This window comes from Variovorax sp. CAN15 (genome assembly GCF_030462475.1).
In the GTDB taxonomy this organism is placed as follows: domain Bacteria; phylum Pseudomonadota; class Gammaproteobacteria; order Burkholderiales; family Burkholderiaceae_C; genus Variovorax.
Window position 1 is genome coordinate 80,459 of sequence record NZ_JASMRZ010000014.1, and the last position, 22,137, is coordinate 102,595.

Below are 22,137 nucleotides of genomic sequence, written 5' to 3' on the forward strand. Positions count from 1 at the left end.
ATCAACAAAGGAGTGCCTCATGGCAAAGTCGAATGCAATCGGGTGGTTTGATATCTACGTCCATGACATGGATCGGGCCGTCACCTTTTACGAGGGCGTGCTGCGCCAGAAACTCGAGCCCATCGGCGACCCGACCGGCGAAACCCGGATGATGAGTTTCCCTACGGACATGGGTATCTATGGCGCGGGCGGCGCCTTGGTGAAATCCAGCCATGCCCGCCCAGGCGTGGGCGGCACTTTGGTGTACTTCAGCGTGGACGATTGCGCGACAGAAGAGTCACGCGTCGTCGCAGCGGGCGGCAAGGTGGCGCGGCCCAAGTTCTCCATTGGGGAGTTCGGCTGGGTCAGCCTGTTCGAAGACACCGAGGGCAATCTGGTTGGCCTCAGCTCCATGAAATAGCCGAGCAAGCACTCGGCCGGAGCGCGGCCTGCAACAAGCTCTGTTGCGGTGCCGAGCCCTTGTCCGTCCCCTCTCAGCCCGCCGTGCGCAGCTTGTCCAGCGCCCGGTCGAGGAACGCGAGCCGGTCCTGTCCCCAGAAGCGTTCGCCGTTCAGGATGAAAGTCGGCGCGCCGAACACGCCCGCTTCCACCGCTTCGGCACTGTTGGCGCGGTACACCGCCAGCACTTCCGCCGACTGCTCCATCGCCTGCAGCGAGGCGCCGTCGTAGCCGTTCTCGTCGGCCACGGCGATGCGCACCTCGGCCTTCGACGTGTCGCGCTCCTCGGCCCACAGCGCGCGCAGCAGCGCGTGCGACAGCGGCTGGGCATCGAGGCCCTTGAGTTGCGCGGCGATCACCATCCAGCCCGGGTACTTGTTCCAGTTCGGGTCGGTCGGCGCGCCCTTCGGGTAGTGCGCGGGCTCCAGGTTCATCGGCATGCCGAGGTAGTCGCTCCAGCGCGCGAGCTCGAGCGCGTGGTACGTGCGGCGCGGCTCGGGTCGCGTCTTCAGTGGAATGCCGCCGGTCTGCGGCACCACGGCCTGGAAGTCGTAGGGCTTGAGCACGAGCCGCACGTGGTGGCGGCGCACGATGTCTTGAAGTTGCGGGCCGCCGAGGTAGGCCCAGGGGGAGGAGAGGCTGTAGTAGCAGTCGAGTGCGATCATGGTTTCGATTATCTTCAGCGCATGCCCGCCAGTGCAGCGTTCCTCGCGCCCCTCACCCTTCTCCCCTCGGGGTCTGCGCAGGCTCGCGCCGTGACTGCGGCGCGATGAAGTTCCCGGCCTTTCTCTTCTCGCTCTTCCTCTCCAGGCTCGCCGACCAGATCCTGCTTTTCCTCGTGCCACTGGTCGTGTTCCAGGTGACGCAGGACGTGGCGTGGTCGGGCTATGCCTTCGCGGCGGAGACGCTGCCGCGGTTTCTCTCGTTTCCCATCTGCGGCGCGCTGTGCGACCGGGTGTCGCCGCTGAAGCTGCTGCGCGGCAGCCAGATTCTTCGCGCGCTGGTCTGCGTGCTCGGCGTGCTGGCCAACGAAGCCATGGGCGGCATCGGCTGGCTGGTGGGCCTCTCGGCGGTGTGCGGCGTACTCACCACGCAGGGCGTGATGGCGCGCGAGGTGATCCTGCCGCAGATCGCCAACGGCAACCGCTTCGACAAGGTGCTGGCCTACGCCCAGACCGCCGAGCAGACCGGCACCGTGCTCGGCCCGCTGGTGGCCGCGGCGCTGTTCGCGCTGTGGCCGTGGCAGGCGGTGGTCGGCGCGGCGGCCGGCTTCTTCCTGCTGGCCGATGTCGCGACCTCGTACTGGCGCCGCGGCAACCGCATGGAGCTGCACGAACCGCAGGGCGAGCCGGGCCACATCCTGCGGCCCATCGCGACCGCGCTCGGCCACGTGCTGAGACTGCCGGGCCTGCTTCGGCTGACCATGCTCACCTCGGGCGTGAACCTGATGCTCGGCACCACCCTCGCCTCATCCGCCGCGATGGTCACCGGGCTGCACCAGCGCTCGGCCACCTACTACGCGACGCTGCAGACCCTCGGGGCCGTCGCCACCATCGCGATCCTGCTGGCGATCATCCGCGGGTCGATCCCGCTCAGGCGCATGGGCGTCACCGCGTACGCGCTGATCTTCTGCGGCGGCCTGCTCACCGCCGCCAGCGCCAGCCATTGGGGCTACGCGGCTGGCTTCCTGCTGGTGGTCGGGTTCGACAAGATGTTCAGCATCTACATCCGCATCCACAGGCAGCGGATCATTCCGGCGCACGACTACGGCAAGACCACCGGGGTGATCGTGCTGCTGAACAACCTGACGCAGCCGCTGGCGGGGCTGGCCGTGGGGGCATTTTCGGATTCGGTGCACGCGCGCGGGGTGATATTTGCGCTGTGCATGGTGGTGGGAAGCATTGGCCTTGCTGCTGCCGTGGCAAACAGGCGAAAGCCTGCTGCTACCGGATCTTGACGGCGCGGACGACGTCCTGCAGTTGCCGTGGCGAGGGAAGCTTGCCTTTCATCTCCGTCGGCAACTTGCCCTGCAATTGGTATTCGGCCACCCCGATCGGGTTCGACTTGCTCTTGAGCGCGAACTCCACCTCCAGGCAATCCTTCTCTGCGCACAGGATGATCCCGATGGAAGGGGCGTCGTCCGGCGCACGCTACCTCTCATTGCTCGCCTGATGCCCAGGAATTCGAGGTTGTAGCTGCTCTTCAATGCTTCTTCGGCCTGCTCCGCCAAGTGGCCCGGCAGCGCAAGCGAGAAGTTGTGGCTCTTCCGGTCGGCGAGCGAGCGTTCGTACGCCTGAGCCTTGATCTGGTTGAGCAGCACGTTGCGACTCCAGCCCAACGCGGCGATCGCCCGCAAGTAGAAGAGTCGCTGCGCCGCAACTCCCAGCTTGCTCAGCAACAGCAAGTGATGGCCCCATGGAATTTCTGCGACAAGCCGTCGCACAAGCTCTTCAGCCCAATCGGGAAACAGCGCCACCGCAGACCGTCTCGGCGGGCGCTTGCCGCTTTCTGCGACAAGCTGTCGCAGAATTTCCGGGCTCGTGTATTCCTCGTACAACCGCCGCATGTCCCAGACGTTCCGCGCGGAAAAGCCTTGGGTGCCTGGGAACGATGCACGCAAGTCCCGGGCAATCTGCTCAACCACCGACTGCCCCCAGCCCCGAGTGCGTTGCTGCTCGACGATGGCCTTGCCGATATCCCAGTAAAGCGCGATCAGCTCGCGGTTCACCGCACGTGCGGCCGACAGGCGCGCGGCGGCTACGCGCGATTTCAACTCACTGATGAATGTGGCGTAGTCGTTCGAGATCTCGTTGCGGCGATTCATCGTTGGCACTTTAGGCGAGGCCTTCGCGCGCCCCGCCAACCCAACCGCAAAACTGCAGCTTGCGTGAGAAATTCCTGGCCGATCGATACTGGTCCACAAAGTCGACACATGCCTGCGTCGCCAACGGATCACTCCGGCGAACGACTGCCACAAGGCAATGGGGCGGAGACACCATAGGCATCACCGCCGCGGCCAGCAGTCAGAAGGCGGCCGCTACAACACCTTGACCGCACGCCCGATGAACTGGATCGGCCCGGTCGGCCTGTCGATGGGCGAGCCGTTCTCGGGCTCCAGCGTGAGTTCGAACAGCTGGTTCGGCTCCAGCGGCGGCAGCTTGTCGATGGGAATGCGCAGCGTCTGGCCCTGCTTGACCAGCCCCAGCGACACCGGGCCGCGCCATTGATCGGCCTTGGTCCAGAACTGCAGCGTCTTCTGCGGCGGCACCTCGATCGTGCCCAGCGGCACCAGGCTCAGCTGGCGCGACGACGTGGTCTGGATCACCCAGCCGGGCGACTTGTCCTGCGGGGCGACCAGCACCACCATGTACTGCGGCGTGGGCAGCGGCCGGGTGACAAGCACCGCCACCATCAGCGCAGCGGCCGCAAAGCCGCCCGCAGCCAGGCCGCGCCAGAGCTGCAGATTGTTCCACCAGCTCGCGAAGCCCGATGCACGCGCCGGCTGCCCGGCCTTCGGTGCGGCGGCGGCAGCGCTGCCCAGCGTGCGCTCGATGCGCGACCACAGCGCGGGTGAAGGATCGACCGGCGCCGCGAGCGAAGCCAGCGGCAGCAGCCGTGCCTCCCATGCCTGCACCGCCTCTCGCAGCGCGGGCTCGCCGCGCATGCGGGCTTCGACCGCCGCGCGTGCATTGGCCGACAGCGTGCCCAGCACGTACTCGCCGGCCAGCGCGTCGATGTCATCGAAGTTGCCGAGGCTGGAGGAAGCGGTGCCGCTCATGCCATGCACTCCCGCAGCGCGCGCATGCCGCGCTGGATCCAGGCCTTGACCGTGCCCAGCGGCGTCTGCAGCCGCTCGGCGATTTCGCCGTGCGAGCAGCCTTCCACATACGCATAGAGGATGCAGTCGCGCCGCGCCGGCTCCAGCCCGCCCAGGCAGCCTTCGAGCCTGCCCAGGTCCGCGCGCAGCTCGAACGGATCGGCGGAGGTGGCGTAGGCCGCGAGCGCGGCCTGGTCGTCGATGGCCTCTGCCGCGTCTTCGCTCACGTCCACCTGGCGTGCGCCGCTGCGCACCATGTTCAGCGCGGCATTGCGCACCACGCTGTAGATCCAGCCCCGGCCTTCGCCGCGCGCCGGGTTGAAGGTTTCCGCACGCTGCCAGATGCTGATGAAGGCGTCGTGCAGCACGTCTTCGGCCTGCTGGCGCTGGCGCACGATGCGCAGCGCCACGCCCAGCAGGTAGCGGCTCTCGCGCTGGTAGAGCTGCTGCAGGGCCTGACGGTCACCGCGTGCGCAGGCCATGAGGGCAGCGTCGTAGTCGAAGGGCGAAATGGGTGGCGGGTTCTGCACGGCCCGATGGTAGTGGAGCCGGCGGGCCCGCCGCCGAATCGCCCCCCCGATCAGGACGCCTTCCAGAAGATGTAGTCGGCCTGGTACTGCACCACCTGCTTCTGGCCCTTGGTGGCCGGCGTGCAAGGCACGGCCGCCGGCGCCACGCCGCCTTGCAGCGCCACGCGCTGGATGTAGGTCACGCCCGTCATCGCGCCGCTGCCCGTGGCCGGGTTGGCCTTCACCAGCTGGAACGGCAGGCTGGTCGGGCCAGAGGGCGCGACCGCCAGCTGCGTGGCCGTGAGCTTGGAGCCGTCGTTCGACTCCCAGGTGGCCGGCGGGCCGTAGTACTTGCCGACCTGCTTGCCGCTGCGGTCCCACAGCTTGGCGTCGGGGCCGACGAACACCCACTCGGTCTGGCCTGGGGCGTTGGCCTTGTCGCGGCATTCGTAGGTGATGTCGCCCTTGCCCACGGTTTCCATCGCGACCTTGTTGCCGGCCGGCACCTGGATGGTGGGGGGCAGGCTGGACTGGTTGAAGGCGGGGGTCATCGCGCCCGAAGACATCGAGCCACAGGCCGTCAGGAACGCTGCGGCGGAAACGGCGCCGAGAACGGCGAGCGAACGGGTGGAACGAGAGGTGTGCATGGAATTTCTCCTGGGTTGTAGAAGGTCAGCAGCTCCTCGCTGCTGAGGGGTCTACACGCCAGGGAGAGGTTTGGATGCAGGGGGGCGAAGTTTTCTTAGGCGCTCGTCTTTTATCGAATCCGAGTCGGATCGTGAAATACGAGCAGTCGATTGACGATAGACAACAGTGTTTTCAGCGACGCCCACGTACAACGCGCCGTCATCTATCCGAAGCGTATCGAATGAAACAAGGAAATTTCGTGAGCGGCGATCCGCCGAGCAACGGAGGCCGGGCGTTGCCCTGTCAGACATCAATCGCACTGATCAAGGGAGCGTAAAGATGGGAGAGATACTTTCAATCATCAGGCTGGGCGACAGGACTACGCACGGCGGGACAGTGGCCGAAGCATTCCCGATCGGAAGAGCAGACGTCTATGAAATCCCCGCGGCAGGGCTCGGCCACTTGACCATTTGCCCTCTCCATCCGGGACCACATCGCATAGCAGAAGGTGTTTCTTCGTACACGGTTGACGGCATTCCTGTTGCCGTCGAGGGCATGCTTACCACTTGTGGAGCGGCATTGATTCCTTCGCAGCACACCGCGAGAGTTGAACGAGTCAGCACAGCGGTCATCGCAGACTCGGATGAATTCCATCAAGATCATGCGGGCTACTGGCACTCGGGTCCCGCCCCCAAGATTCCTCACGACGAGCAATTCGTCTTGCTGGACATGAAGTCAGCAAGGCCTCTGGCCAACATGACCTACCAAATCAAGACCGAGTCGGGTGAGATCATTTCCGGCGTGACCGATTCAGAGGGAAAAACTCAACGCGTCACGACCACATTGCCAGAGCAACTTGTGTTCAGCATCGTTCATCAAGGCGTCAAGCAATGACTGAACAAGTTGCCGCAGTCGGCACGGGCGCCACAAACCAGACACCCGGCTCCACAGTTGTTGTATCGGTCGCCGATCTCACACTCGCATGGGAGATCCAGAGCAACACAATCAACAACGACAAGTTGCCGATCATCCCGACGGCGTCGCGGGTTCAGAGCGGCCAGATCCTTTACCGTTTGAAGATCAAGGCCACGGTAACCAGCATCGGCAGGAACGCGCCCGAGGCCGGGCACGCATTGACCGTCTCGAGCGACAGAGGGGGTGACACCATCAGGACCTCCTCTGCTGCGACAGATGCTGCAGGCACCGTGATCGTGACCTTGGAGAGCCGAGAAAAAGGAAAACTCAAACTGTCGATCTCGGAGAGGGACGTCACCTTTGTTCCGCTAGAGATCACTTTGTCGGATGCCTGGTATGAAAGTCCCTTCCTGCTGACGGGCTACAACGTCTGCAACGAGTCCGATTTCAACGGAGCAATGGTCACGGCGAACGGACTTTCAAATCAGCATCGCGATGACTTTCTCTTCGGCGCCAGAGGCGTCGTGATGCAGGGCACAGGAATGGCTCTCAATGGTCAGTACGTTCGGCCAACTCGTGTCGGTTCGACATGGGCAACAAATTCCCGGGGCCATCCAACCCGAATGGCAAACCCTGGAGGCGTCACGTTTGCCTACACGGCCGGAGTCCATGGCGCTTTTGGAGCAGTCACGGCGGGGCGGTCAATTGCGGTGGACCCCAGAGTTATCCCACCCCACGGGAAGGTAGAGATCGACTCTATCGGCACGCGATATGCGGACGATCGCGGAAGCAGAATTCGGGACTATCACATCGACAACTTCCTAGGTGCTGGAAACAGCGTGGTGCAAGCATGGCAAGCGAGCGGTTTCAACAGCACCCAACGCAAGGTCAAATTCATAGGAGGCCTCTAACCCATGAAACCACGATACGGCTCAATGCTCATCGCGCTCGGCGCACTTCTCTCGGCCGCACCGGCAGCTTGGGCCGACGGCACTGTCAGTTTCGAGCAGGACGTGCTGCCCATGATCAAGGTCAGGCCGGAGTTCGAAAAATTCCTGCTCGGGACACTCAAGGTCACCGATGCCGGATCAGGTACGCGCATCTCCGAACAGGCAATGCCTCACCTCGGTGGCGCTCGCATGGGGCCCTACGAGTTCAGAGCGACTTGGCGCAGTTCCAACGGCGACGTTCCGGTCACGCTCATCATCGACACCAACACCAAATTTTTCGACAGGGCTGGTCGGGAGATCAGGAACGGCAGCCTGAAGAAGGCAGTCAGCGTGAAAGAAACGTTCGACTCCATCGAGATCGAGCAACCTCGTTGAGCACCGCAGCCGCATGAAATACCTCAACGCCATCATCCCTCTTGCCTGCGCCCTGGTGCCCACGTGGACCCTCGCTTGCTCATTCGGCGGCCTCGAACACGACGTTCAGTTCGCCCCCGCAAGCACAAATCTCGAATCGCAGCAGGTCGTCTCGCTGACGAACTGGTTTGTCGAGCAGCAGAACCCGAAAAGGGCGACCGGAGGCATCTACCGTGCCGACATCCATGCAAGCGCCATCAAGGACGATGCCGCTTCGTTGAAGAAAGCGAACCTCCGGCTTGCCGAGATCGCCGATCTGTTGAAAACCTTGAGCACCACGGCCTCCGTCGAAGTGCAAGGGCACATCGATGAGTTCGAAAGCCAGGCGATAAGGCACCCGGAGCGTCTGGATGTTCTGAACGCAACCGTTCAACCCGCGTGCGCCAAAACAGTCTCGTGCTGCAAATGGTCAGAAGGATCTGCAGCGCCGCCCAAGCAGCAGTAAGCCGATGCACCGACGAATTCTCTGGGCTTTGGCCGCCATCCTCGCTGCGGGGCAAGCAACAGCATGCAGCTACATCGTGGCAACTCAGATCAGCTTTGAGAGCGGCTCTGCGGATCTGGACCGATCGCAGATCATCAAGCTCTCGGAGTGGCTGAACCGTTCCTACGCAGTCTTTCCCACGTACACGGGCGCAGGAGTAGAAACCGGGGCTTTCGGAGCCGTTCCCAGCGAGGCCAAGGCGTTGGCTGAACTGCGTGCGGCCAACACAGTGAGAGCGCTGCGCGTGTTGCTGCGCGCCGACCTTCCTGTGGAGACGCACTCCCAGGCATACCGCTCTCCAAAGAGCCCATTCGGTGAGAGCAACGATTTCGCTTCAATTCACCTCTATCCCGACGTTGAGGGACTGACGCTACTGAACTGCCGTCCGGCCCCAGCCCCGACGCCGAGCGTTGACGCAAAGGCCTCACCGTGAACAACCATCGGCGCAACGTGCTTGGATGCCTGAGCGTGCTGGCATGGTTCCTGACGATGCCGGCTGTATTCGTAGCCGTTGGGGCCTTGGACCAGCGCAAGTTCCAGTCGATCTCTGACAACATCGCGCCGATCATCGCCACGATTCTCTTTGCGTGGGCGATCTGGATTTACTGGCGCTTCGTTCCGGGCGCTCCCCGGATCTGGCAGCGAATCGGCTATCTGGCTGCTTTCCTGATGGGGATATGTCTGCTGGGGGTGAGCGCAATGTGGGTGACCTTCTGGGTCATGATGGCGATCCACGGTGCTTAGCGGACGTACGCCTGTACCAGACCGCCGAGGTATTCGGGACGGGGAGCAATTTCGGAAACCATCTGGAACATCAACATGCAAGATCGATTAGCCGCAAAGACGATATGCACGAACTGATTGAGCGGTGGCACAAATTTGCCGGGCAGTCCAAAGAGGAAATTGCCGCCCAGTTCAATGACGAGACCCGCGCGCTCTTCGCAGAGTTTTTTACGAAGAGCTTCCATGACACCGGCCCCCAAGGTGCCCGATGGGCCTCGGCTGATGAATTTGCACAGTACGTTCTTGAACTCAGAGCCAACGAGAGGGCTTGGTCACGATACCTGGGTGACACCATCCTTCGAGCGCACGATCTCATGGAGGAAGGCCGGCTGGACGAGGCCAAGCAGGAATTGCGCACCTTCCAGGATATTTGTCCGTGGATCTTCTTTGCAGGCGTCGCCGAAACACAGTTGCAGAGCTTGCCCGACTAACCTATGCCCCTTCTCTTGCGCTACTCCCGCCTTCCGCTTTTCTGCCTGATGGCGCTCAGTTCTCTGGTGCACGCTGAAGATAAAAATTGCGATCTGGCAGCCCCGCCAAAAAGCGCCGCCATCAACAGCGTCCACGGGTACTTCATATTCATGTTCCCCCGGAGCATCGCCTCGAACTACACCGGCTGCCGAACCATCTGGGGTGAGCGAGGAGAGGTGTTCATGACGGTGAAGTACGAGAACGGCCTCCCCTACACCCTGACGCAGTTCAATCCTGAAGATCGCAAGCCCGTACTTGAGTGCCGGTACAACAACAAGACGTTGAAGACGGCGCGGAAAGGTTGCCCGTCCTATGCGCGGATGGTTGAAGACGCCGCAAGAGAATGGCCACCGGTGGAAGAGAGCCAGCTGCTGCCTCTGCCAAGACCGGAGCAAGATCCGCGCAGAGATTGAGCCGGAGGCGTTGGCCTCAAGAGCACCTCACCCCACGGGACAAGGCATCGCCAACTGCGTCTCCGGCGCAACCGCCGCCCCCATCAAAGCTCATTGCAATAACAACTGACAGGCGCCCCAGCCAGCTCAGCCGCCATCGCATCCCAAGCACCTGACGCCACCACGCCCGCGATATGAGCCTCATGCTTGCTACGTGACTCCCACGACTCGACCAGCGTGAACACGCAGTCGTTGTCGGCGCGCCCGAACAACTGCACGCCACGGCATCCATCCGCCGATGGCAGCGACTGCTTGACCTGCTGCATGAGTTCGGCGAACGCGGATGCGCGCTCGGGCTTGGCTTCGAAAGTGATGATGACGTTGATCGGGTTCATGGAAATTTCTTTGTCGTTGGCTTGAAGAAAAAGGCAGACGGCAGGTTAGCCAGCCCCCTCCCCCGCGCCAAGGCGCGAAGCTGCGAAGAAATTGACCATGGCTGCGAAAGACGCAGCCGCCCCCACGTCGGTGAGTCAATCAGTCGGTCAGTCAATCAGCCCGACTGAACGCGCCGCACGTACTCGGCAGGCGTTGCCTCGAACCGCCTGCGAAACGCGCGATTGAAATGCGCCGCGCTCTCGAACCCCACCTTCGCAGCCGCATCGCCGGGCCGCAGCCCCGCGCCCAGCATCAGCATGCGCGCCTCTTCCAGGCGCAGGTCGCGAATGCAGCGCATCGGCGTGACCCCGGCCACCTCGCGAAAACTGTGCGCGAAGTGCGAAGGGCTCATGTGCACGTGGCTGGCAATTTCGGCCACCGACAGTGGCCGGCCCAGATGGCGGCGCATGAAGGCGATGGCCGTCTGTATGCGTGCACCGGCCTTGGTAACGGCGCCCGCGCTGCGGATGGCGGCCGCGGCCTCGGAGCGCAGCAGCCGCAGCACGATTTCTTCAACCGCCAGCGGCGCGAGCGTGCGGCGGTCCACCGGGTCGTCGGCCGCCAGCAGCAGTCGGGCGAAGGCCTCGACCACCTCCGGCCCCACCGCAGCCGTGAAGTTCTCGGTCACGCGGGCGGGCTCGGCCAGCGTGCCGCTTTCCGCCAGCGCGACAAAAGACTTCACCAGCATGTCGGGCGGCAGGTCGAGATGAATCGCGAGGTACGGATGCTCGGCGCTCGCCGCGACGACCGTGCCGAGGCACGCGACCTCGGCCCCGAGCACCAGGCACTGCGTGGCGCCGTAGTCGAGCGAACGACCGTCACCACCGAGGTACGCGGTCTTGCGGCCCTGCAAGACCACCACCACGCCCGGCGTGAGGCACTGGGTTTTCTCGTAACGCACAGGGCGCGAGAACCGGTAGCAGCGCAGCCCCGGATACAGCGCGTCGGTGCGGCCATCCGCAGGGGTTCGCGCCGCGACCATGTCGCGCAGATGGGCCCAGGCGGCGGTGGGAATGGCCTCGGGCTTGTTGTCGGCGACGGGCGCGGCTGGCATCGGCTTTGTTGTGGGGAGAAGAAGAGAAAGAAGAAAGCAAGCGCGATGCGCAGCGTTGCCAGTCGACCGGCGCGTGCCCGTTGCCGGGGCACGCGGCTGGCGCTATTGGGTGCTGCCGACGTTCTGTCGCAGCGCCTCGCGCACTGCGCTGGTGGCGCCGTTGACGGTATCAATGCGCGCCGTCAGCGCGTCGTTGAGCACACCGAGCAAGGCGCTCAGCTCGGTGCGGCTGGGGGTGAGCTCCTCGCTGTCGTTCAGGGCGCTGGTGTCGACGAGTTTCCTGAGCGCGGCGTAGGCGCGCATCACGTCGTTGAGGTTGTCGGCGTCGTCGCAGGCTTGTAGGGCGAGGTCGTCGAGGTTGGGGGATGCGGGGTCCGGGGCACAGGATTGTGCGGACACGCGAGCGGATGCAGCCATGAGAGGCCTCCCAAGGGATTTTGGTTTGCTACAACCGCCGCCCCCGCTTCCAAACGATGGCGGCAGCTCGAACAGGTTGGAAGACCGGAAAACCCCTTGAAGAGAAACCGGCAGGGCTCGCGCCCTCCCGTTCGAGCCGCCTAAAAAAGCAGCGCGAACGAAAAAGCCGCAGACCATGTGCGGTCCTGCGGCTCTCGTCGCAGGGGTTTTGGCGGGCTTCCAAACCCGATCGCGCTTTTTTTTGCGCGACGGGGCAGTATATCGATGTACGGCAAACTAATCGACACTCCAATGCCAAGCCCGATCCGGGCACGTCCCGAGCCCATATATTGCCGAGCAATACGACGCAGATAATCTCTGCAAGCGCAGAAAACATAAGGACCATTATGAGAATTGACTCGATACGGCTGGTGAACTATCGATGCCACCAAGACCTTCCAGTGGACTTTTCTCCTGGATTCAACGTTCTCGTGGGGGCCAACGGGAGCGGGAAGACTACGATCCTGAAAGGTCTTCGTGACTGCTTGGGAGGACTCACGATGTACTTCAATCTAAGGCGTGGTCAATCAAATCCACTCTTGGACCCCGGAGACGCAAGAGTGAGCATTGCAGAGGTTAAAAAACGTCGGCGCTTTGAGCCCTGCTATCCCATTGAGTTGATTGCGACGGGACAGGCTTTCGGCACTCCAATCGAATGGTCATGGAAGAAGGCTGGCTCCATTGAACCTCCTCTGATTTCGGGAAATCCCCCCGGACCACTCTGGGTATCACAGCGCCAGCTCCCGAACTCGAGCGATGAGACGCTTAGCAAAACATTGCCGATTGCAGTGTTTTATGGTGCGAATCGCAGATGGCTACAAGAAGCACCGAGTGAGTTAGAAGCTGCAACGGAGCGTCACGCAAGAGCAGACGGATACGAGAGATGGTGGGAAGCCTCCCTAGATTCGTCGGCTTTGGCAGGATGGATGATCTCCAAGAGCCTAGAGCGCCTTCAAACAGCAGCCGAGTTGAGGCACTCGTTTAATGAAGTCTTCGATGACGAACTAGGCCTAGTCAACTCAGCATTGGCAGGTGCTGTCGAAGGCCTAAAAGGCATTCGATATGACATGAAACAACGAGGGCTTCTTGTTGAGTGGGACGAAGGTCTATCCAAAGAACGCGCCCCTACGCTGTATGAGAACCTGAGTGATGGTCAGCGCTCCGTGATCTCTCTTGTTGCAGACATCGCTCGCCGAATGTGCCTTCTAAACCCACACCTTGGTCAAAGTGTGCTGAGAGATTCACCAGGCGTAGTGTTGATCGACGAGCTCGATATGCACTTGCATCCCAAGTGGCAACGGATGATCACCAATGGGCTGAAGGCCGCTTTCCCCGCTGTCCAGTTCATCGTCGCGAGTCATTCGCCGCAGGTACTTGGAGAGCTCATGCCAAATGAGATTATCTTGCTCAGCCCCAACGGCATCACGCACCCCAAGGTCAGCTATGGAGTTGATTCGAGCCGCGTTCTTGAGGAAATCATGGGGGCTTCTGCTCGCCCCCCAATCATTGAAGAAAAGCTATCCGAATTATTTGCTGCCTTGGAAAGGAATCAGCTGGAGCTAGCACGGGAGAAACTCAAAGCACTACAAAAAGAAGCTCCAGGTCTCGCGGAGCTTGCTGGTGCAACTGCGTTGCTAAAGAGGAAGGAGATCATTGGGAAATGAGATACGTGAACAAGAAATCCGCTCCTGAACTTTTTCAGCAATGGATGGAGCTTGAGAACGAAGACTGGCAACCGAGCTACGGTGACCTGCAGAATCCTCAAAAGCACGCCCTGCACGAATCGCTTCTATCCGAGCAAGGTTGGACTTGCTGCTACTGTGGGCAATCAATCGACTTCGACAGCAGTCACATTGAACACTTTCGCCCACAGGAAAGCCACGAGAATTTGGCTCTGCACTACGGGAATCTCTTCGTTTCCTGTGGAAGAAAATTCGAAGTGACAACGCCATCGCACTGCGGGCATGCCAAGAGCAATCAGTTCGACGAGCACCTGCACATATCGCCGCTGGACCAGACATGTGAAACTAGATTCCTCTATACGCTAGACGGGCAAATCTGCGCAAACGATCCTGCTGACGCAGGCGCGGACTACATGACTAGCTTGCTCAAACTAGACATCCCATTCCTGCGCAATCGACGTGAGGAAGTAATCAAAAGAGTTTTCGATGAAGACTTTATGAGCACCGCGACAAACGAGTCCTTGCTGGAGTTGAGCCGAGCCTTTCGCGCGCTAGACAAAGAAGGTAGAGCAGACGATCTAGGGCATGTTGTTGCGCGCTTCGCAGAGCAACAGGCGACAGGATGAAAGCTAGTTTGCAACACCAGCCTTTTTCTATTTATTGACTTGTAGTCAAATATTTTCTCTCTCAGCCGCTATTTATCCGCAAAGGTAACCGCAAGACACTCCCTCTCATCCCAGAAGGAGTGCCCTCATGCCCATCGCCCTACTAGCGCTAACCCTCAGCGCCTTCGCCATCGGAACGACCGAGTTCGTCATCGTTGGCCTCATCCCCACAGTCGCAGCCGACCTCCACATCGGCCTCCCCTCCGCCGGCCTGCTGGTCAGCCTATACGCACTGGGCGTCGCCATCGGCGCGCCGGTGCTCACCGCGCTCACGGGCAAGCTGCCGCGCAAGGCGCTGCTGCTCGGGCTGATGGCGCTGTTCACGGTCGGCAATCTGCTGGCGTGGAAGGCGCCGAGCTATGAATCGCTGATTGCCGCCCGCGTCCTCACGGGGCTGGCGCACGGGGTGTTCTTCTCCATCGGCTCGACGATTGCCACCGGCCTGGTGCCGAAGGAAAAGGCGGCGAGCGCCATCGCGATCATGTTCACGGGCCTCACGGTGGCGCTGGTCACGGGCGTGCCGCTGGGCACGTTCATCGGGCAGCACTTCGGCTGGCGCGAGACTTTCCTGGCGGTGTCGGCGCTGGGCGTTATCGCCTTCATCGGCAGCTGGATCTTTGTGCCCAGCAACATCCGCCACACGCCGCCGGCCTCGCTGGCGCAGCAGGCCAAGGTGCTGGCCGAGCCGCGCCTGTTGCTGGTGTATGCGAAGACGGCCATCGGCTATGGCGGCTCGTTCATTCCGTTCACGTTCCTGGCGCCGATCCTCACCGACGTGTCTGGCTTCAGCGCGGGCGCTGTGGGCTGGGTGATGCTGGTGTACGGCATCTCGGTGGCGGTGGGCAACATCTGGGGCGGCAAGCTGGCCGACCGCATGGGCCCGATTCCGGCGCTGAAGGTCATCTTCGCGCTGCTGGCCGCGGTGCTGCTGGTGTTCAACTTCGCGGCGCCGCACAAGTGGCTGGCCCTGCTGGCGGTGCTGATGTGGGGCGCGGTGGCTTTCGGCAACGTGCCGGGGCTGCAGGTGTATGTCGTGAAGCAGGCCGAACGCTTCACGCCGCAGGCAGTGGACGTGGCCTCGGGCCTGAACATCGCGGCTTTCAACCTGGGCATTGCCGGCGCGGCCTGGGCCGGTGGGCTGATCGTGACGCACCTTGGGCTGATGCACACGCCGTGGATTGGCGCGCTGGTGGTGCTTGTCTCTCTGGCTCTCACGCAATGGAGCGGATCGCTTGATCGGCGTGCAGGCATTCCGGTTCGCGCTTCGGGGCCGGTGCCGGTCGGTCACTGAACCTCCCCTCTTTTTCTCAACACACAAGGACAACACACATCATGAACACGAGCAACAACACCATTCCCGCCTTCGGCCTCGGCACCTTCCGCCTGAAGGGCCAGGTGGTCATCGACTCGGTGAAGAACGGCCTCGACGTGGGCTACCGCACCATCGACACGGCGCAGATCTACGGCAACGAAGCCGAGGCGGGCCAGGCCATTGCCGAAAGCGGCGTGGCCCGCAGCAGCCTCTTCATCACCACCAAGATCTGGACCGACAACTACGCCAAGGACAAGCTGGTGCCCAGCCTGAAGGACAGCCTCGCGAAGCTGCGCACAGACCATGTCGACCTGACGCTGATCCATTGGCCCTCGCCCGGCAATGCGGTGCCGGTGGCCGAATTCATGGGCGCGCTGGCAGATGCCAAGGCGCAGGGGCTCACGAAGCACATTGGCGTGTCGAACTTCAATATCGCGCTCATGAAGGAAGCCATCGCGGCCGTGGGCGCGGAGCAGATCGCAACCAACCAGATCGAGCTGCACCCGTATCTGCAGAACCGCAAGGTGGCCGAGTTCGCCAAGAGCGTTGGCATCCACATCACGTCGTACATGACGCTGGCCTACGGCAAGGTGCTGGGCGACCCGGTTGTCGAAGCGATTGCCAAGGCCCACGGCGCAACCACCGCGCAGGTGGTGCTGGCGTGGGCGATGCAGCTGGGCTACGCGGTGATTCCGTCGTCCACCAAGCGCGCGAACCTCGAAGGCAACCTGAAGGCGCTGCAGCTGAAGCTGTCGGACGCCGAGATGGCGCAGATCGCGGCGCTCGAGCGCAATGAGCGCCTGACAGACCCGGCCGGTCTGGCGCCGGCCTGGGACTGAGCCCCCTGAGCAATGCTCTTCAGCCCGCGTTGCCCACGGGCCTGAAGCCCCAGGCCTGCGCGCGGAACCCGGTGAAGCTGATGGGGCCGGCCACGGCGCCAGCCTCCGACTTGTTGTCCGTGAGCCCGATGACGAGCGGAGCATTCGAATTGCTCGCCCCCAACTTGCACTGGATGTACCAGTAGCCGGGTTCCTCGGTGGACAGAAGGCTCCAGAGTTGCCTGTCGGCATCGTCCAGGCCGGGAGGCATCATCACGAGGGGTGTGGGCACGCTCGTGGAGTCCGGCTTCAGCGTCAGGACGAACCCGGTGCCCATCTGCGTCTGCAGATACCACCAGCCCGGCGCCTGGGGCGAGGGAACGAACAGCCATTGCTGGTTGCCGGCCTGCGGCAGCTTGAGCGTGTAGCCGATGACCCCTGCGCCCTTGGCCGGGCTGTTGCCGTTCACGTCCAGCACGTAGTGGCCGTCGGGCAGGTACTGGATGTTGTACGGACCGAGATCCAGCTTCTCGATGGGAATCGCGGGTGAGGATGCGGGTGCTGGCGCTGCAGCACCTGTTGCGGTGATCGACATCGTCGTTTCTCCTTTCCTGGAATGCGTTTTCCTGCTTGCAGGTGGTGCTCAGTGCTCAGCCGAGCGCGTGTTCGACCCAGTACTTCCGCACCAGGGCCTCGGCATACGCGGTGTCCGCGTTGGCGCCTTTGTCCTGCAGCAGCTGCAGGGCCTGCGGGTAGACCGTGTTCTCCGGCACGAAGAAGGGCAGCGTCGGGTTGATATTGGTGTAGCGGTCGCCCAGCAGCATCTTGGCGAGCATCGGCATGAGCTCGGTCGAAGTGCCGTTCAGGCTCATGTCGAGCACAGGCGAAGACTTCGTCTGGTTCATGAGGAACGGCGGCGAATTGTTGAAGGGGTTCGCCACGCCGTTCATCCATTGGTCGGCGCCCCACTCGTGGGTGTCGCTGGCGACCCAGTCGGGCATGTAGCCGGTGCCGATGGTGATGGCCGCGATGTCTTCGAGCGCATGGCCCGCCTTCACCGCCAGCGCAATCGCCGCGACCGTGGGGTCGTGGTTGAAGAAGCAGCCGTCGACGTTGCCTTCGAACGAACCCAGCTGCCCCGGCATCGCACCGCTGGAAGTGGCCGCCTTGGCGATCTCCACGTCGCCATGGTCGGGGATCATGTTGGTGTACATGACCGGCTGCCAGGGTATGGCCGTCTGCACCGAGTTCTTCACCTCGAGCCCGCCGACGTTGAAGGTGACGAAGAGCACCTTCCTCGTGACGATGTCCTGGACCTTCGTGGTGCCATGCAGCGCGACCTGCGAGGCGTAGACCTCGTCGATGGGGTACGCGGGCCGCTTCGGATCGGTGTTCATCTTTTCGTAGAACCCGATCTCGCCCTTCTGGCTGGTGAAAAGGTTGATGAGGTCCTGCGGCGACTTGCCCGCCAACAGCTCGCTCGTGATGATCGAGCCGGTGGAGCACCCCGCGATGAGGTCGCTGTTGGCGATGATCTGCGGGTACTTCTGGTAAATCTTGTTCAGTACCGATACCGACATCAGCCCCCGTATGCCACCGCCTACGAACGAGAGGATGGTGAATTTCTGCGTTTCCGCCATAGCCAACTCCTTTCAAGAGAAATGACTTCCATGAAATGACTTCCCGGCCGGGGAAGCGGAGTCTGGGCGCGTCGGGCGTTTGCCGCTACGAGTGGAATCCCGTTCAATCCAACTCTGTAATTCCGCAAACCGCGCAAGCATTCGCAATGAAACCTTGCGCGGCAAAACTTGCTGCGAAGGTAGTCGTCTTCACGCCGCGGTCTCGCAAATCGAATCGAGCGCGTACCTTAGTTCGCGCTCTTCTTCCGGGGTCATCGCGAGCACGAGGTTGCGGAACTCGGCCTTGTAGCAAGGCAGCATCAACGCCGCGGTGAGCGAGTGAACGCCGCTGCCGCGCGCGATGTGGTCGTGGCATGCGATGACGCTGCGATAGGTTTCGAGTGCGCGTGCGACTCGGGTTGAGGTTCGGGTTGCAGTGCTCTCATCGCTTCTGTTGAAGATCATCGGCGGCTCCTCTTGGCGCACGATCAGTGACGCCGTGAAGTCACTCTATTCAGCGACGGAAAAAACGGTGAGTAACAACATCGTCGCGAATCGGACGGCGCACTCCCTAGGCCGCACCGGGAATCAGCGCCGAGTCGTGATCCGTGCTTTTCGTGAGAAATTTCTGAGCGTTTGACGATAGACAACAGTGTTAGCGCGCTCGGCCTCATACAACGCCTCGTCACAAGACGGGAGCGTATTGAATGGAACGAAAAATTCTCGTGGTCGGAGATCCGCCCATGCCTGGCGGCCGGGTGCTGCCCTATGACGGGCCCTTGCTCGATCTATTTCTGCGCATTCTGGCTCTCGCCCTTGCAATGCTCAGCCCGGTCGCCGCGCTCGCATGCAGCCCTATCAAGGTCTTCTATGTGTACTTCGAGCGCGACTCGGCGACGGTATCTCCCGATCAGATACTGAAGCTTGACGCCTGGATGCAGGAGCTTCGAACGCGGTACGCCAACCACGAAGCGATCTATATCGGAGCATCAGTCAACCCGGAAGAACGAGACCACGATCCCAAAGGCCTGGGCCTGGACCGGGCACGCAACGTGGCTCTCGTTCTTCGAGAAGAACTGCGCTTCAATGCCAGGATCGCCCTTCCCAAGAGCGGCTACGTCGCCGACCCTGCGTCCCTTTCAAACGGACCCGCCGAAGACTCACGAGTTCTTGGAGTGCAGCTCGACTTCCTGCCGGCTTGCCCGCATGAATGCACCTGCCAGTTGGGCGATCCGCTCCATACGCAGCAGACTCCTCGCTGACCGCGCAGCGATCCGTCCAGGAGACTCAGGAAGCCCTGCGCGTCGCAGCCCAGTCCGAAAGAATCCCCACCGCCTCACGATCCATCTTCTGCTCCGCAGACAAGCTGCGCTGCGCCAGCGTCGCACCGGCCTCGATGCGCAGCGCCTCCACATCGATCGGATGCCGCGCCGCCACGGTCACTCCTTCGAACGCCTCCCCCGACTGCGCCAGTGAGGCCGCGTAGTAAAGCTTCGCAATGCCCGCGATGTGCATCGCCGCCACGCACATCGCACATGGCTCGCACGAGGTGTAGAGCTCGCAGCCCGACAGGTTCACGGTGCCCAGCTTGCGGCAAGCATCGCGGATGGCCTCGACCTCGCCGTGCGAGGTAGGGTCATGGTGCGCGACGGAGTGGTTGAAGCCTTCGCCGACGATCACGCCGTCCTTCACGACGACGGCGCCGAAAGGCTCGGTGCCGGGCTCCTGCAGAGCCTGGGCAGAAAGGGCCAGCGCCCGTTGCATGAAGTGTTCCTGGTACATCGTGTTCAGACCTTTCTGGTGGCCGCGCCGTCCAGCGCGGTGAGAGATGGTGCACCGGAATGCGCGGCGCGCGCATCGAACAGGCCCGCGGTAGCGGCGGCATAGCGACGCGGATCGAAACACAGCATGAGCGGCAGCAGCGCCACCACCACCGCTGCGAGGTAGGCCCATGCGAGCGTGAAGCCGCCGGTGTGCTCGCGCACCCAGCCGGTGACGAAGGGCGCGACGGCCGCAATCATGAAGCCGACGCCCTGCATGAAGCCCGCAAGCGCGCCGGCCTGCGCCGGGTCGGGCAGGTGGTCGAGCGCGAGCACCATGCACAGCGAGAACGCGCCGCCGAGGCCGAAGCCCAGCACGACGGCGATGGCGACTGCCGGCACGGGTGCGTCGAAGGTCAGCGCGCAGAAGCCGGCGAGCTGCGCAACGAGCGTGAGCACCAGCCAGGGGCGCAGATCACGGCCGCGACTGCGGGCGATGGCTGGCATCGCGAGTGCTGAAACCACCTGCGCGGCCGTCATCAACGCGAGCACCGATCCGCCCTGCTGCGCGGTCCATCCTTGTTGTGCATAGAAGTGCGGCAGCCACGCGACGAGGCTGGTGTAGCCGCCGTTGATGAGGCCGAAGCACGCGGCCAGCAGCCATGCACGGCGGCTGGCGAAGCAGCGCAGCCACGAGAGGCCCTGCCTTGGCGCGTCGGCAGTGAATTCCATGCGCCGCATGTTGAGCCAGTACAGCAGCGCGAAGACGGCGAGCAGCGACCAGATCGACAGGCCTGCATGCCAGTCGGGCTGCGCGCCGCCGAATGCGTGCGCCACCCACGGGCTGGCCATGGCGCCGAGGCCGCCGCCGCCCATGATGGCGGCGGAGTACAGCCCCGTCATCACGCCGATGCGCGCCGGATACGCCTGCTTCACCACGCCGGGCATCAGCGCCTGCACCAGGCCCACGCCCGCGCCGGCGAGCGCGGCGCTCCACAGCAGAGCTGCCGCGCCATCAGCCACGTATCGGCTTGCGCAAGCCAGGGCGATGGCCGCCAGCCCGAGCGCGACGCCGCCGCGCGCGCCGATGCGCTGGCCGACCGCCGCGCCCAAGAGCGAAGTGGCACCCATCGCGAACATCGGCAGCACGGTGAGCAGCGCCACCGCATGGAAGCCGATGCCGGTCGCGAGGCGGATGGGTTCGAGCAGCGGGCTGCTCGAAGTGAGAAAGGCGCGCAGGTTCAGCGCCACCAGCACGATGACGATCGCGAAGGCGATGCCTCCGTCATGACTGCGCCCACCCCTCACAGAGACGCCACATCCGCCAGCAGCACGCCGTTGCGCGCCACGACGCGGCCGCCCGCCACCACCAGCTTGCGCACGGGGCGCGAGACCACGGCGTGCGCGACGGTCTGTGCGTCGACCAGCACCAGATCGGCGCGGCAGCCCGCCTCGAGCCCGTAGGCTTCGAAGCCGCAGCCGCGCGCGCCCGAGTGGGTGACGGTGTCGAGCGCCACGGCGATCTCGTCGTCGCGGCGCAGGTTGTAGCGCAGGCCGATGATCATGGCGCGCTCCAGCATGTCGGGGCTGCCGTAGGGCGACCAGGTGTCGCGGATGCCGTCGTTGCCGCCGAGCACGGTCACGCCGGCCTGCCTGCAGGCGATGAGCGGCGGCACGGTGCGCGAAGGCGGCGCGCTGGTGACGAGCACCACGCCGAGCTTCGCCATTCGCGCGAGCAGCGTCTCGCGCTCGCGTTCGCTCACGTCGCCGAGGCAGAAGCCATGGCTGATGGCCACCTTGCCCTGCATGCCCAGCGCTTCTGTGCGCTGCAGGATCAGGTCGAGCGAGAAGGCGCCCATGGTGCCGGGCTCGTGCAGGTGGATGTCGACCGGGCGCTGGTGCCTGTGGGCAATGCCGAACAGCACGTCGAGCGACTTGACCGGGTCGCCGTCGATGGCACAGGGGTCGAGGCCGCCGAGCACGTCGGCGCCCATCGCCAGTGACTGGTCGAGCAACTCGGCCGTGCCCGGACGGTCCAGCAGGCCCGATTGCGGGAACGCGACGATCTGGATCTGCTGCAGCTTGCGCAGCGCCTCGCGCGTGCGGATGGTGCCTTCGAGATGGCGCAGGCCGGCCTGGGTGTCGACGTCGACGTGCGTGCGCAGCCGCGTGGTGCCGAGCGCCAGGAAGGCCTTGGCCAGCACCAGCGACTGCGCGGCCGCGTCATGCCCGCTGGCATGGCGAAAGGCGCGCTCGTTCTCGATCTTGTCGATGAGGTTCACGCCGACTTCGTTGCGATACCAGTCCATGCCCCACATGGTCTTGTCGAGATGCGTGTGGCCTTCGACGAGGCCGGGCAGCAGCAAGGCGCCGTGGCCTTCCTCGACGGCGGCGCCGGCCGGCGCGGCAAGCTCCGCGCCGAGCGCGGCGATGCGGTCGTCCTGCACCAGCACGTCGAGGGGGGAGGCGCCCATGGGGCGCACGTTGCGGATCAGGAGCGATGGCATGTGGGGCGGTCCGTTTCTCTATCTATGGC

Annotated in this window: 29 protein-coding genes and 2 pseudogenes; 16 read left to right on the forward strand and 15 right to left on the reverse strand. The window is 63.3% G+C overall.

Going from position 1 to position 22,137, the window contains the following annotated elements; genetic code table 11:
• Positions 1-19: 19 nt before the first annotated feature.
• Positions 20-400: a VOC family protein gene (locus QMO14_RS12680; protein ID WP_301507565.1), complete on the forward strand. Its 381-nt coding sequence runs from the start codon at positions 20-22 to the stop codon at positions 398-400.
• A 73-nt stretch (positions 401-473) separates the two neighbouring features.
• On the opposite strand, the gene QMO14_RS12685 is transcribed toward QMO14_RS12680, so the two are convergent.
• Complete coding sequence (locus tag QMO14_RS12685; protein WP_301507566.1) at positions 474-1,103, reverse strand: 2-hydroxychromene-2-carboxylate isomerase; 630 nt, start codon at positions 1,101-1,103, stop codon at positions 474-476.
• A gap of 104 nt (positions 1,104-1,207) precedes the next feature.
• Here QMO14_RS12685 and QMO14_RS12690 point away from each other — a divergent pair, with 104 nt between their 5' ends.
• On the forward strand, positions 1,208-2,395 hold the full coding sequence (locus QMO14_RS12690; protein WP_301507567.1) for an MFS transporter: 1,188 nt from the start codon (positions 1,208-1,210) through the stop codon (positions 2,393-2,395).
• Here the strand turns inward: QMO14_RS12690 and QMO14_RS12695 are convergent.
• From QMO14_RS12695 to QMO14_RS12715, 5 genes and pseudogenes are all read right to left on the reverse strand, one after another.
• Positions 2,382-2,525 carry a hypothetical protein gene (locus QMO14_RS12695; RefSeq protein ID WP_301507568.1) on the reverse strand — a complete coding sequence of 48 codons (144 nt, stop codon included), beginning with the start codon at positions 2,523-2,525 and terminating at the stop codon, positions 2,382-2,384. The two genes, QMO14_RS12690 and QMO14_RS12695, sit on opposite strands and share 14 nt — an antisense overlap.
• Positions 2,526-2,779: 254 nt before the next feature.
• Positions 2,780-3,262 (reverse strand): annotated as a pseudogene (locus QMO14_RS12700) (DUF1016 N-terminal domain-containing protein); the annotation flags it as partial.
• A 213-nt stretch (positions 3,263-3,475) separates the two neighbouring features.
• The gene (locus QMO14_RS12705) at positions 3,476-4,216 is read right to left on the reverse strand and encodes an anti-sigma factor (RefSeq protein WP_301507569.1); all 741 of its coding nucleotides are present in this window, start codon (positions 4,214-4,216) and stop codon (positions 3,476-3,478) included.
• Positions 4,213-4,785: a sigma-70 family RNA polymerase sigma factor gene (locus QMO14_RS12710; protein ID WP_301507570.1), complete on the reverse strand. Its 573-nt coding sequence runs from the start codon at positions 4,783-4,785 to the stop codon at positions 4,213-4,215. The genes QMO14_RS12705 and QMO14_RS12710 overlap by 4 nt, the downstream gene beginning before the upstream one ends.
• 50 nt (positions 4,786-4,835) lie before the next feature.
• A complete protein-coding gene (locus QMO14_RS12715) occupies positions 4,836-5,411 on the reverse strand; it encodes a DUF3455 domain-containing protein (RefSeq protein WP_301507571.1) in 576 nt (191 codons plus the stop codon).
• Between the two features lie 319 nt (positions 5,412-5,730).
• On the opposite strand from QMO14_RS12715, the gene QMO14_RS12720 reads away from it, so the two are divergent.
• The 8 genes from QMO14_RS12720 (at position 5,731) to QMO14_RS12755 (ending at position 9,821) form a co-directional block, all read left to right on the forward strand.
• A complete protein-coding gene (locus tag QMO14_RS12720) occupies positions 5,731-6,285 on the forward strand; it encodes a PAAR domain-containing protein (protein ID WP_301507572.1) in 555 nt (184 codons plus the stop codon).
• Positions 6,282-7,217, forward strand: coding sequence for a 3D domain-containing protein (locus tag QMO14_RS12725; RefSeq protein WP_301507573.1), 936 nt, complete (start codon positions 6,282-6,284; stop codon positions 7,215-7,217). Before QMO14_RS12720 ends, QMO14_RS12725 begins: the two co-directional genes overlap by 4 nt.
• A 24-nt stretch (positions 7,218-7,241) precedes the next feature.
• Positions 7,242-7,631 (forward strand): hypothetical protein, encoded by a 390-nt coding sequence (locus QMO14_RS12730; RefSeq protein ID WP_301507574.1) that lies wholly within the window; start codon positions 7,242-7,244, stop codon positions 7,629-7,631.
• 13 nt (positions 7,632-7,644) lie between these two features.
• Positions 7,645-8,115 carry a hypothetical protein gene (locus QMO14_RS12735; protein ID WP_301507575.1) on the forward strand — a complete coding sequence of 157 codons (471 nt, stop codon included), beginning with the start codon at positions 7,645-7,647 and terminating at the stop codon, positions 8,113-8,115.
• A gap of 28 nt (positions 8,116-8,143) precedes the next feature.
• A complete protein-coding gene (locus QMO14_RS12740; RefSeq protein WP_301507576.1) occupies positions 8,144-8,587 on the forward strand; it encodes a hypothetical protein in 444 nt (147 codons plus the stop codon).
• Positions 8,584-8,898 carry a hypothetical protein gene (locus tag QMO14_RS12745; RefSeq protein WP_301507577.1) on the forward strand — a complete coding sequence of 105 codons (315 nt, stop codon included), beginning with the start codon at positions 8,584-8,586 and terminating at the stop codon, positions 8,896-8,898. The genes QMO14_RS12740 and QMO14_RS12745 overlap by 4 nt, the downstream gene beginning before the upstream one ends.
• 104 nt (positions 8,899-9,002) lie before the next feature.
• Complete coding sequence (locus QMO14_RS12750) at positions 9,003-9,368, forward strand: hypothetical protein (RefSeq protein ID WP_126021448.1); 366 nt, start codon at positions 9,003-9,005, stop codon at positions 9,366-9,368.
• Between the two features lie 15 nt (positions 9,369-9,383).
• Entirely contained in the window at positions 9,384-9,821 is a 438-nt protein-coding gene (locus QMO14_RS12755; RefSeq protein ID WP_301507578.1) for a hypothetical protein, read from the forward strand.
• 83 nt (positions 9,822-9,904) lie between these two features.
• On the opposite strand, the gene QMO14_RS12760 is transcribed toward QMO14_RS12755, so the two are convergent.
• The 3 genes from QMO14_RS12760 to QMO14_RS12770 form a co-directional block, all read right to left on the reverse strand.
• Positions 9,905-10,195, reverse strand: a complete 291-nt coding sequence (locus QMO14_RS12760; RefSeq protein ID WP_301507579.1) for a putative quinol monooxygenase — start codon at positions 10,193-10,195, stop codon at positions 9,905-9,907.
• A 155-nt stretch (positions 10,196-10,350) separates the two neighbouring features.
• Positions 10,351-11,289, reverse strand: coding sequence for an AraC family transcriptional regulator (locus tag QMO14_RS12765; RefSeq protein ID WP_301507580.1), 939 nt, complete (start codon positions 11,287-11,289; stop codon positions 10,351-10,353).
• Between the two features lie 102 nt (positions 11,290-11,391).
• A complete protein-coding gene (locus tag QMO14_RS12770; RefSeq protein WP_301507581.1) occupies positions 11,392-11,706 on the reverse strand; it encodes a hypothetical protein in 315 nt (104 codons plus the stop codon).
• A 386-nt stretch (positions 11,707-12,092) separates the two neighbouring features.
• On the opposite strand from QMO14_RS12770, the pseudogene QMO14_RS33380 reads away from it, so the two are divergent.
• The 5 genes and pseudogenes from QMO14_RS33380 to dkgB all read left to right on the forward strand — a co-directional run.
• Positions 12,093-12,284: pseudogene (locus tag QMO14_RS33380) on the forward strand (AAA family ATPase); the annotation flags it as partial.
• Between the two features lie 21 nt (positions 12,285-12,305).
• Entirely contained in the window at positions 12,306-13,409 is a 1,104-nt protein-coding gene (locus QMO14_RS12775; protein ID WP_301507582.1) for an AAA family ATPase, read from the forward strand.
• Complete coding sequence (locus QMO14_RS12780) at positions 13,406-14,053, forward strand: retron system putative HNH endonuclease (RefSeq protein WP_301507583.1); 648 nt, start codon at positions 13,406-13,408, stop codon at positions 14,051-14,053. Before QMO14_RS12775 ends, QMO14_RS12780 begins: the two co-directional genes overlap by 4 nt.
• Positions 14,054-14,180: 127 nt before the next feature.
• Positions 14,181-15,383 (forward strand): MFS transporter, encoded by a 1,203-nt coding sequence (locus QMO14_RS12785; protein WP_301507584.1) that lies wholly within the window; start codon positions 14,181-14,183, stop codon positions 15,381-15,383.
• Between the two features lie 41 nt (positions 15,384-15,424).
• A complete protein-coding gene (gene dkgB / locus QMO14_RS12790; protein ID WP_301507585.1) occupies positions 15,425-16,243 on the forward strand; it encodes a 2,5-didehydrogluconate reductase DkgB in 819 nt (272 codons plus the stop codon).
• 19 nt (positions 16,244-16,262) lie between these two features.
• On the opposite strand, the gene QMO14_RS12795 is transcribed toward dkgB, so the two are convergent.
• The 3 genes from QMO14_RS12795 to QMO14_RS12805 form a co-directional block, all read right to left on the reverse strand.
• Complete coding sequence (locus QMO14_RS12795; protein WP_301507586.1) at positions 16,263-16,817, reverse strand: hypothetical protein; 555 nt, start codon at positions 16,815-16,817, stop codon at positions 16,263-16,265.
• A 55-nt stretch (positions 16,818-16,872) separates the two neighbouring features.
• On the reverse strand, positions 16,873-17,862 hold the full coding sequence (locus QMO14_RS12800) for a patatin-like phospholipase family protein (protein ID WP_301507587.1): 990 nt from the start codon (positions 17,860-17,862) through the stop codon (positions 16,873-16,875).
• 189 nt (positions 17,863-18,051) lie between these two features.
• Positions 18,052-18,306 (reverse strand): hypothetical protein, encoded by a 255-nt coding sequence (locus QMO14_RS12805; RefSeq protein ID WP_301507588.1) that lies wholly within the window; start codon positions 18,304-18,306, stop codon positions 18,052-18,054.
• A gap of 242 nt (positions 18,307-18,548) precedes the next feature.
• Here QMO14_RS12805 and QMO14_RS12810 point away from each other — a divergent pair, with 242 nt between their 5' ends.
• Positions 18,549-19,103: a hypothetical protein gene (locus QMO14_RS12810; RefSeq protein ID WP_301507589.1), complete on the forward strand. Its 555-nt coding sequence runs from the start codon at positions 18,549-18,551 to the stop codon at positions 19,101-19,103.
• A gap of 25 nt (positions 19,104-19,128) precedes the next feature.
• On the opposite strand, the gene QMO14_RS12815 is transcribed toward QMO14_RS12810, so the two are convergent.
• The 3 genes from QMO14_RS12815 to QMO14_RS12825 are packed head-to-tail and all read right to left on the reverse strand — an operon-like array spanning position 19,129 to position 22,108.
• Positions 19,129-19,623 (reverse strand): nucleoside deaminase, encoded by a 495-nt coding sequence (locus tag QMO14_RS12815; RefSeq protein ID WP_301507590.1) that lies wholly within the window; start codon positions 19,621-19,623, stop codon positions 19,129-19,131.
• Between the two features lie 5 nt (positions 19,624-19,628).
• Positions 19,629-20,909, reverse strand: coding sequence for a cyanate transporter (locus QMO14_RS12820; RefSeq protein ID WP_301507591.1), 1,281 nt, complete (start codon positions 20,907-20,909; stop codon positions 19,629-19,631).
• Positions 20,906-22,108 (reverse strand): amidohydrolase family protein, encoded by a 1,203-nt coding sequence (locus QMO14_RS12825; RefSeq protein WP_301507592.1) that lies wholly within the window; start codon positions 22,106-22,108, stop codon positions 20,906-20,908. Before QMO14_RS12825 ends, QMO14_RS12820 begins: the two co-directional genes overlap by 4 nt.
• Positions 22,109-22,137: the final 29 nt, after the last annotated feature.

Coding starts and splice junctions, on each gene's coding strand:
- QMO14_RS12680 (WP_301507565.1), top strand. CDS start 20: ATGGCAAAGTCGAATGCAATCGGGTGGTTTGATATCTACGTCCATGAC.
- QMO14_RS12685 (WP_301507566.1), bottom strand. CDS start 1,103: ATGATCGCACTCGACTGCTACTACAGCCTCTCCTCCCCCTGGGCCTAC.
- QMO14_RS12690 (WP_301507567.1), top strand. CDS start 1,208: ATGAAGTTCCCGGCCTTTCTCTTCTCGCTCTTCCTCTCCAGGCTCGCC.
- QMO14_RS12705 (WP_301507569.1), bottom strand. CDS start 4,216: ATGAGCGGCACCGCTTCCTCCAGCCTCGGCAACTTCGATGACATCGAC.
- QMO14_RS12715 (WP_301507571.1), bottom strand. CDS start 5,411: ATGCACACCTCTCGTTCCACCCGTTCGCTCGCCGTTCTCGGCGCCGTT.
- QMO14_RS12720 (WP_301507572.1), top strand. CDS start 5,731: ATGGGAGAGATACTTTCAATCATCAGGCTGGGCGACAGGACTACGCAC.
- QMO14_RS12725 (WP_301507573.1), top strand. CDS start 6,282: ATGACTGAACAAGTTGCCGCAGTCGGCACGGGCGCCACAAACCAGACA.
- QMO14_RS12730 (WP_301507574.1), top strand. CDS start 7,242: ATGCTCATCGCGCTCGGCGCACTTCTCTCGGCCGCACCGGCAGCTTGG.
- QMO14_RS12735 (WP_301507575.1), top strand. CDS start 7,645: ATGAAATACCTCAACGCCATCATCCCTCTTGCCTGCGCCCTGGTGCCC.
- QMO14_RS12750 (WP_126021448.1), top strand. CDS start 9,003: ATGCACGAACTGATTGAGCGGTGGCACAAATTTGCCGGGCAGTCCAAA.
- QMO14_RS12760 (WP_301507579.1), bottom strand. CDS start 10,195: ATGAACCCGATCAACGTCATCATCACTTTCGAAGCCAAGCCCGAGCGC.
- QMO14_RS12765 (WP_301507580.1), bottom strand. CDS start 11,289: ATGCCAGCCGCGCCCGTCGCCGACAACAAGCCCGAGGCCATTCCCACC.
- QMO14_RS12770 (WP_301507581.1), bottom strand. CDS start 11,706: ATGGCTGCATCCGCTCGCGTGTCCGCACAATCCTGTGCCCCGGACCCC.
- QMO14_RS12780 (WP_301507583.1), top strand. CDS start 13,406: ATGAGATACGTGAACAAGAAATCCGCTCCTGAACTTTTTCAGCAATGG.
- QMO14_RS12785 (WP_301507584.1), top strand. CDS start 14,181: ATGCCCATCGCCCTACTAGCGCTAACCCTCAGCGCCTTCGCCATCGGA.
- dkgB (WP_301507585.1), top strand. CDS start 15,425: ATGAACACGAGCAACAACACCATTCCCGCCTTCGGCCTCGGCACCTTC.
- QMO14_RS12795 (WP_301507586.1), bottom strand. CDS start 16,817: ATGTCGATCACCGCAACAGGTGCTGCAGCGCCAGCACCCGCATCCTCA.
- QMO14_RS12800 (WP_301507587.1), bottom strand. CDS start 17,862: ATGGCGGAAACGCAGAAATTCACCATCCTCTCGTTCGTAGGCGGTGGC.
- QMO14_RS12805 (WP_301507588.1), bottom strand. CDS start 18,306: ATGATCTTCAACAGAAGCGATGAGAGCACTGCAACCCGAACCTCAACC.
- QMO14_RS12810 (WP_301507589.1), top strand. CDS start 18,549: ATGGAACGAAAAATTCTCGTGGTCGGAGATCCGCCCATGCCTGGCGGC.
- QMO14_RS12815 (WP_301507590.1), bottom strand. CDS start 19,623: ATGTACCAGGAACACTTCATGCAACGGGCGCTGGCCCTTTCTGCCCAG.
- QMO14_RS12825 (WP_301507592.1), bottom strand. CDS start 22,108: ATGCCATCGCTCCTGATCCGCAACGTGCGCCCCATGGGCGCCTCCCCC.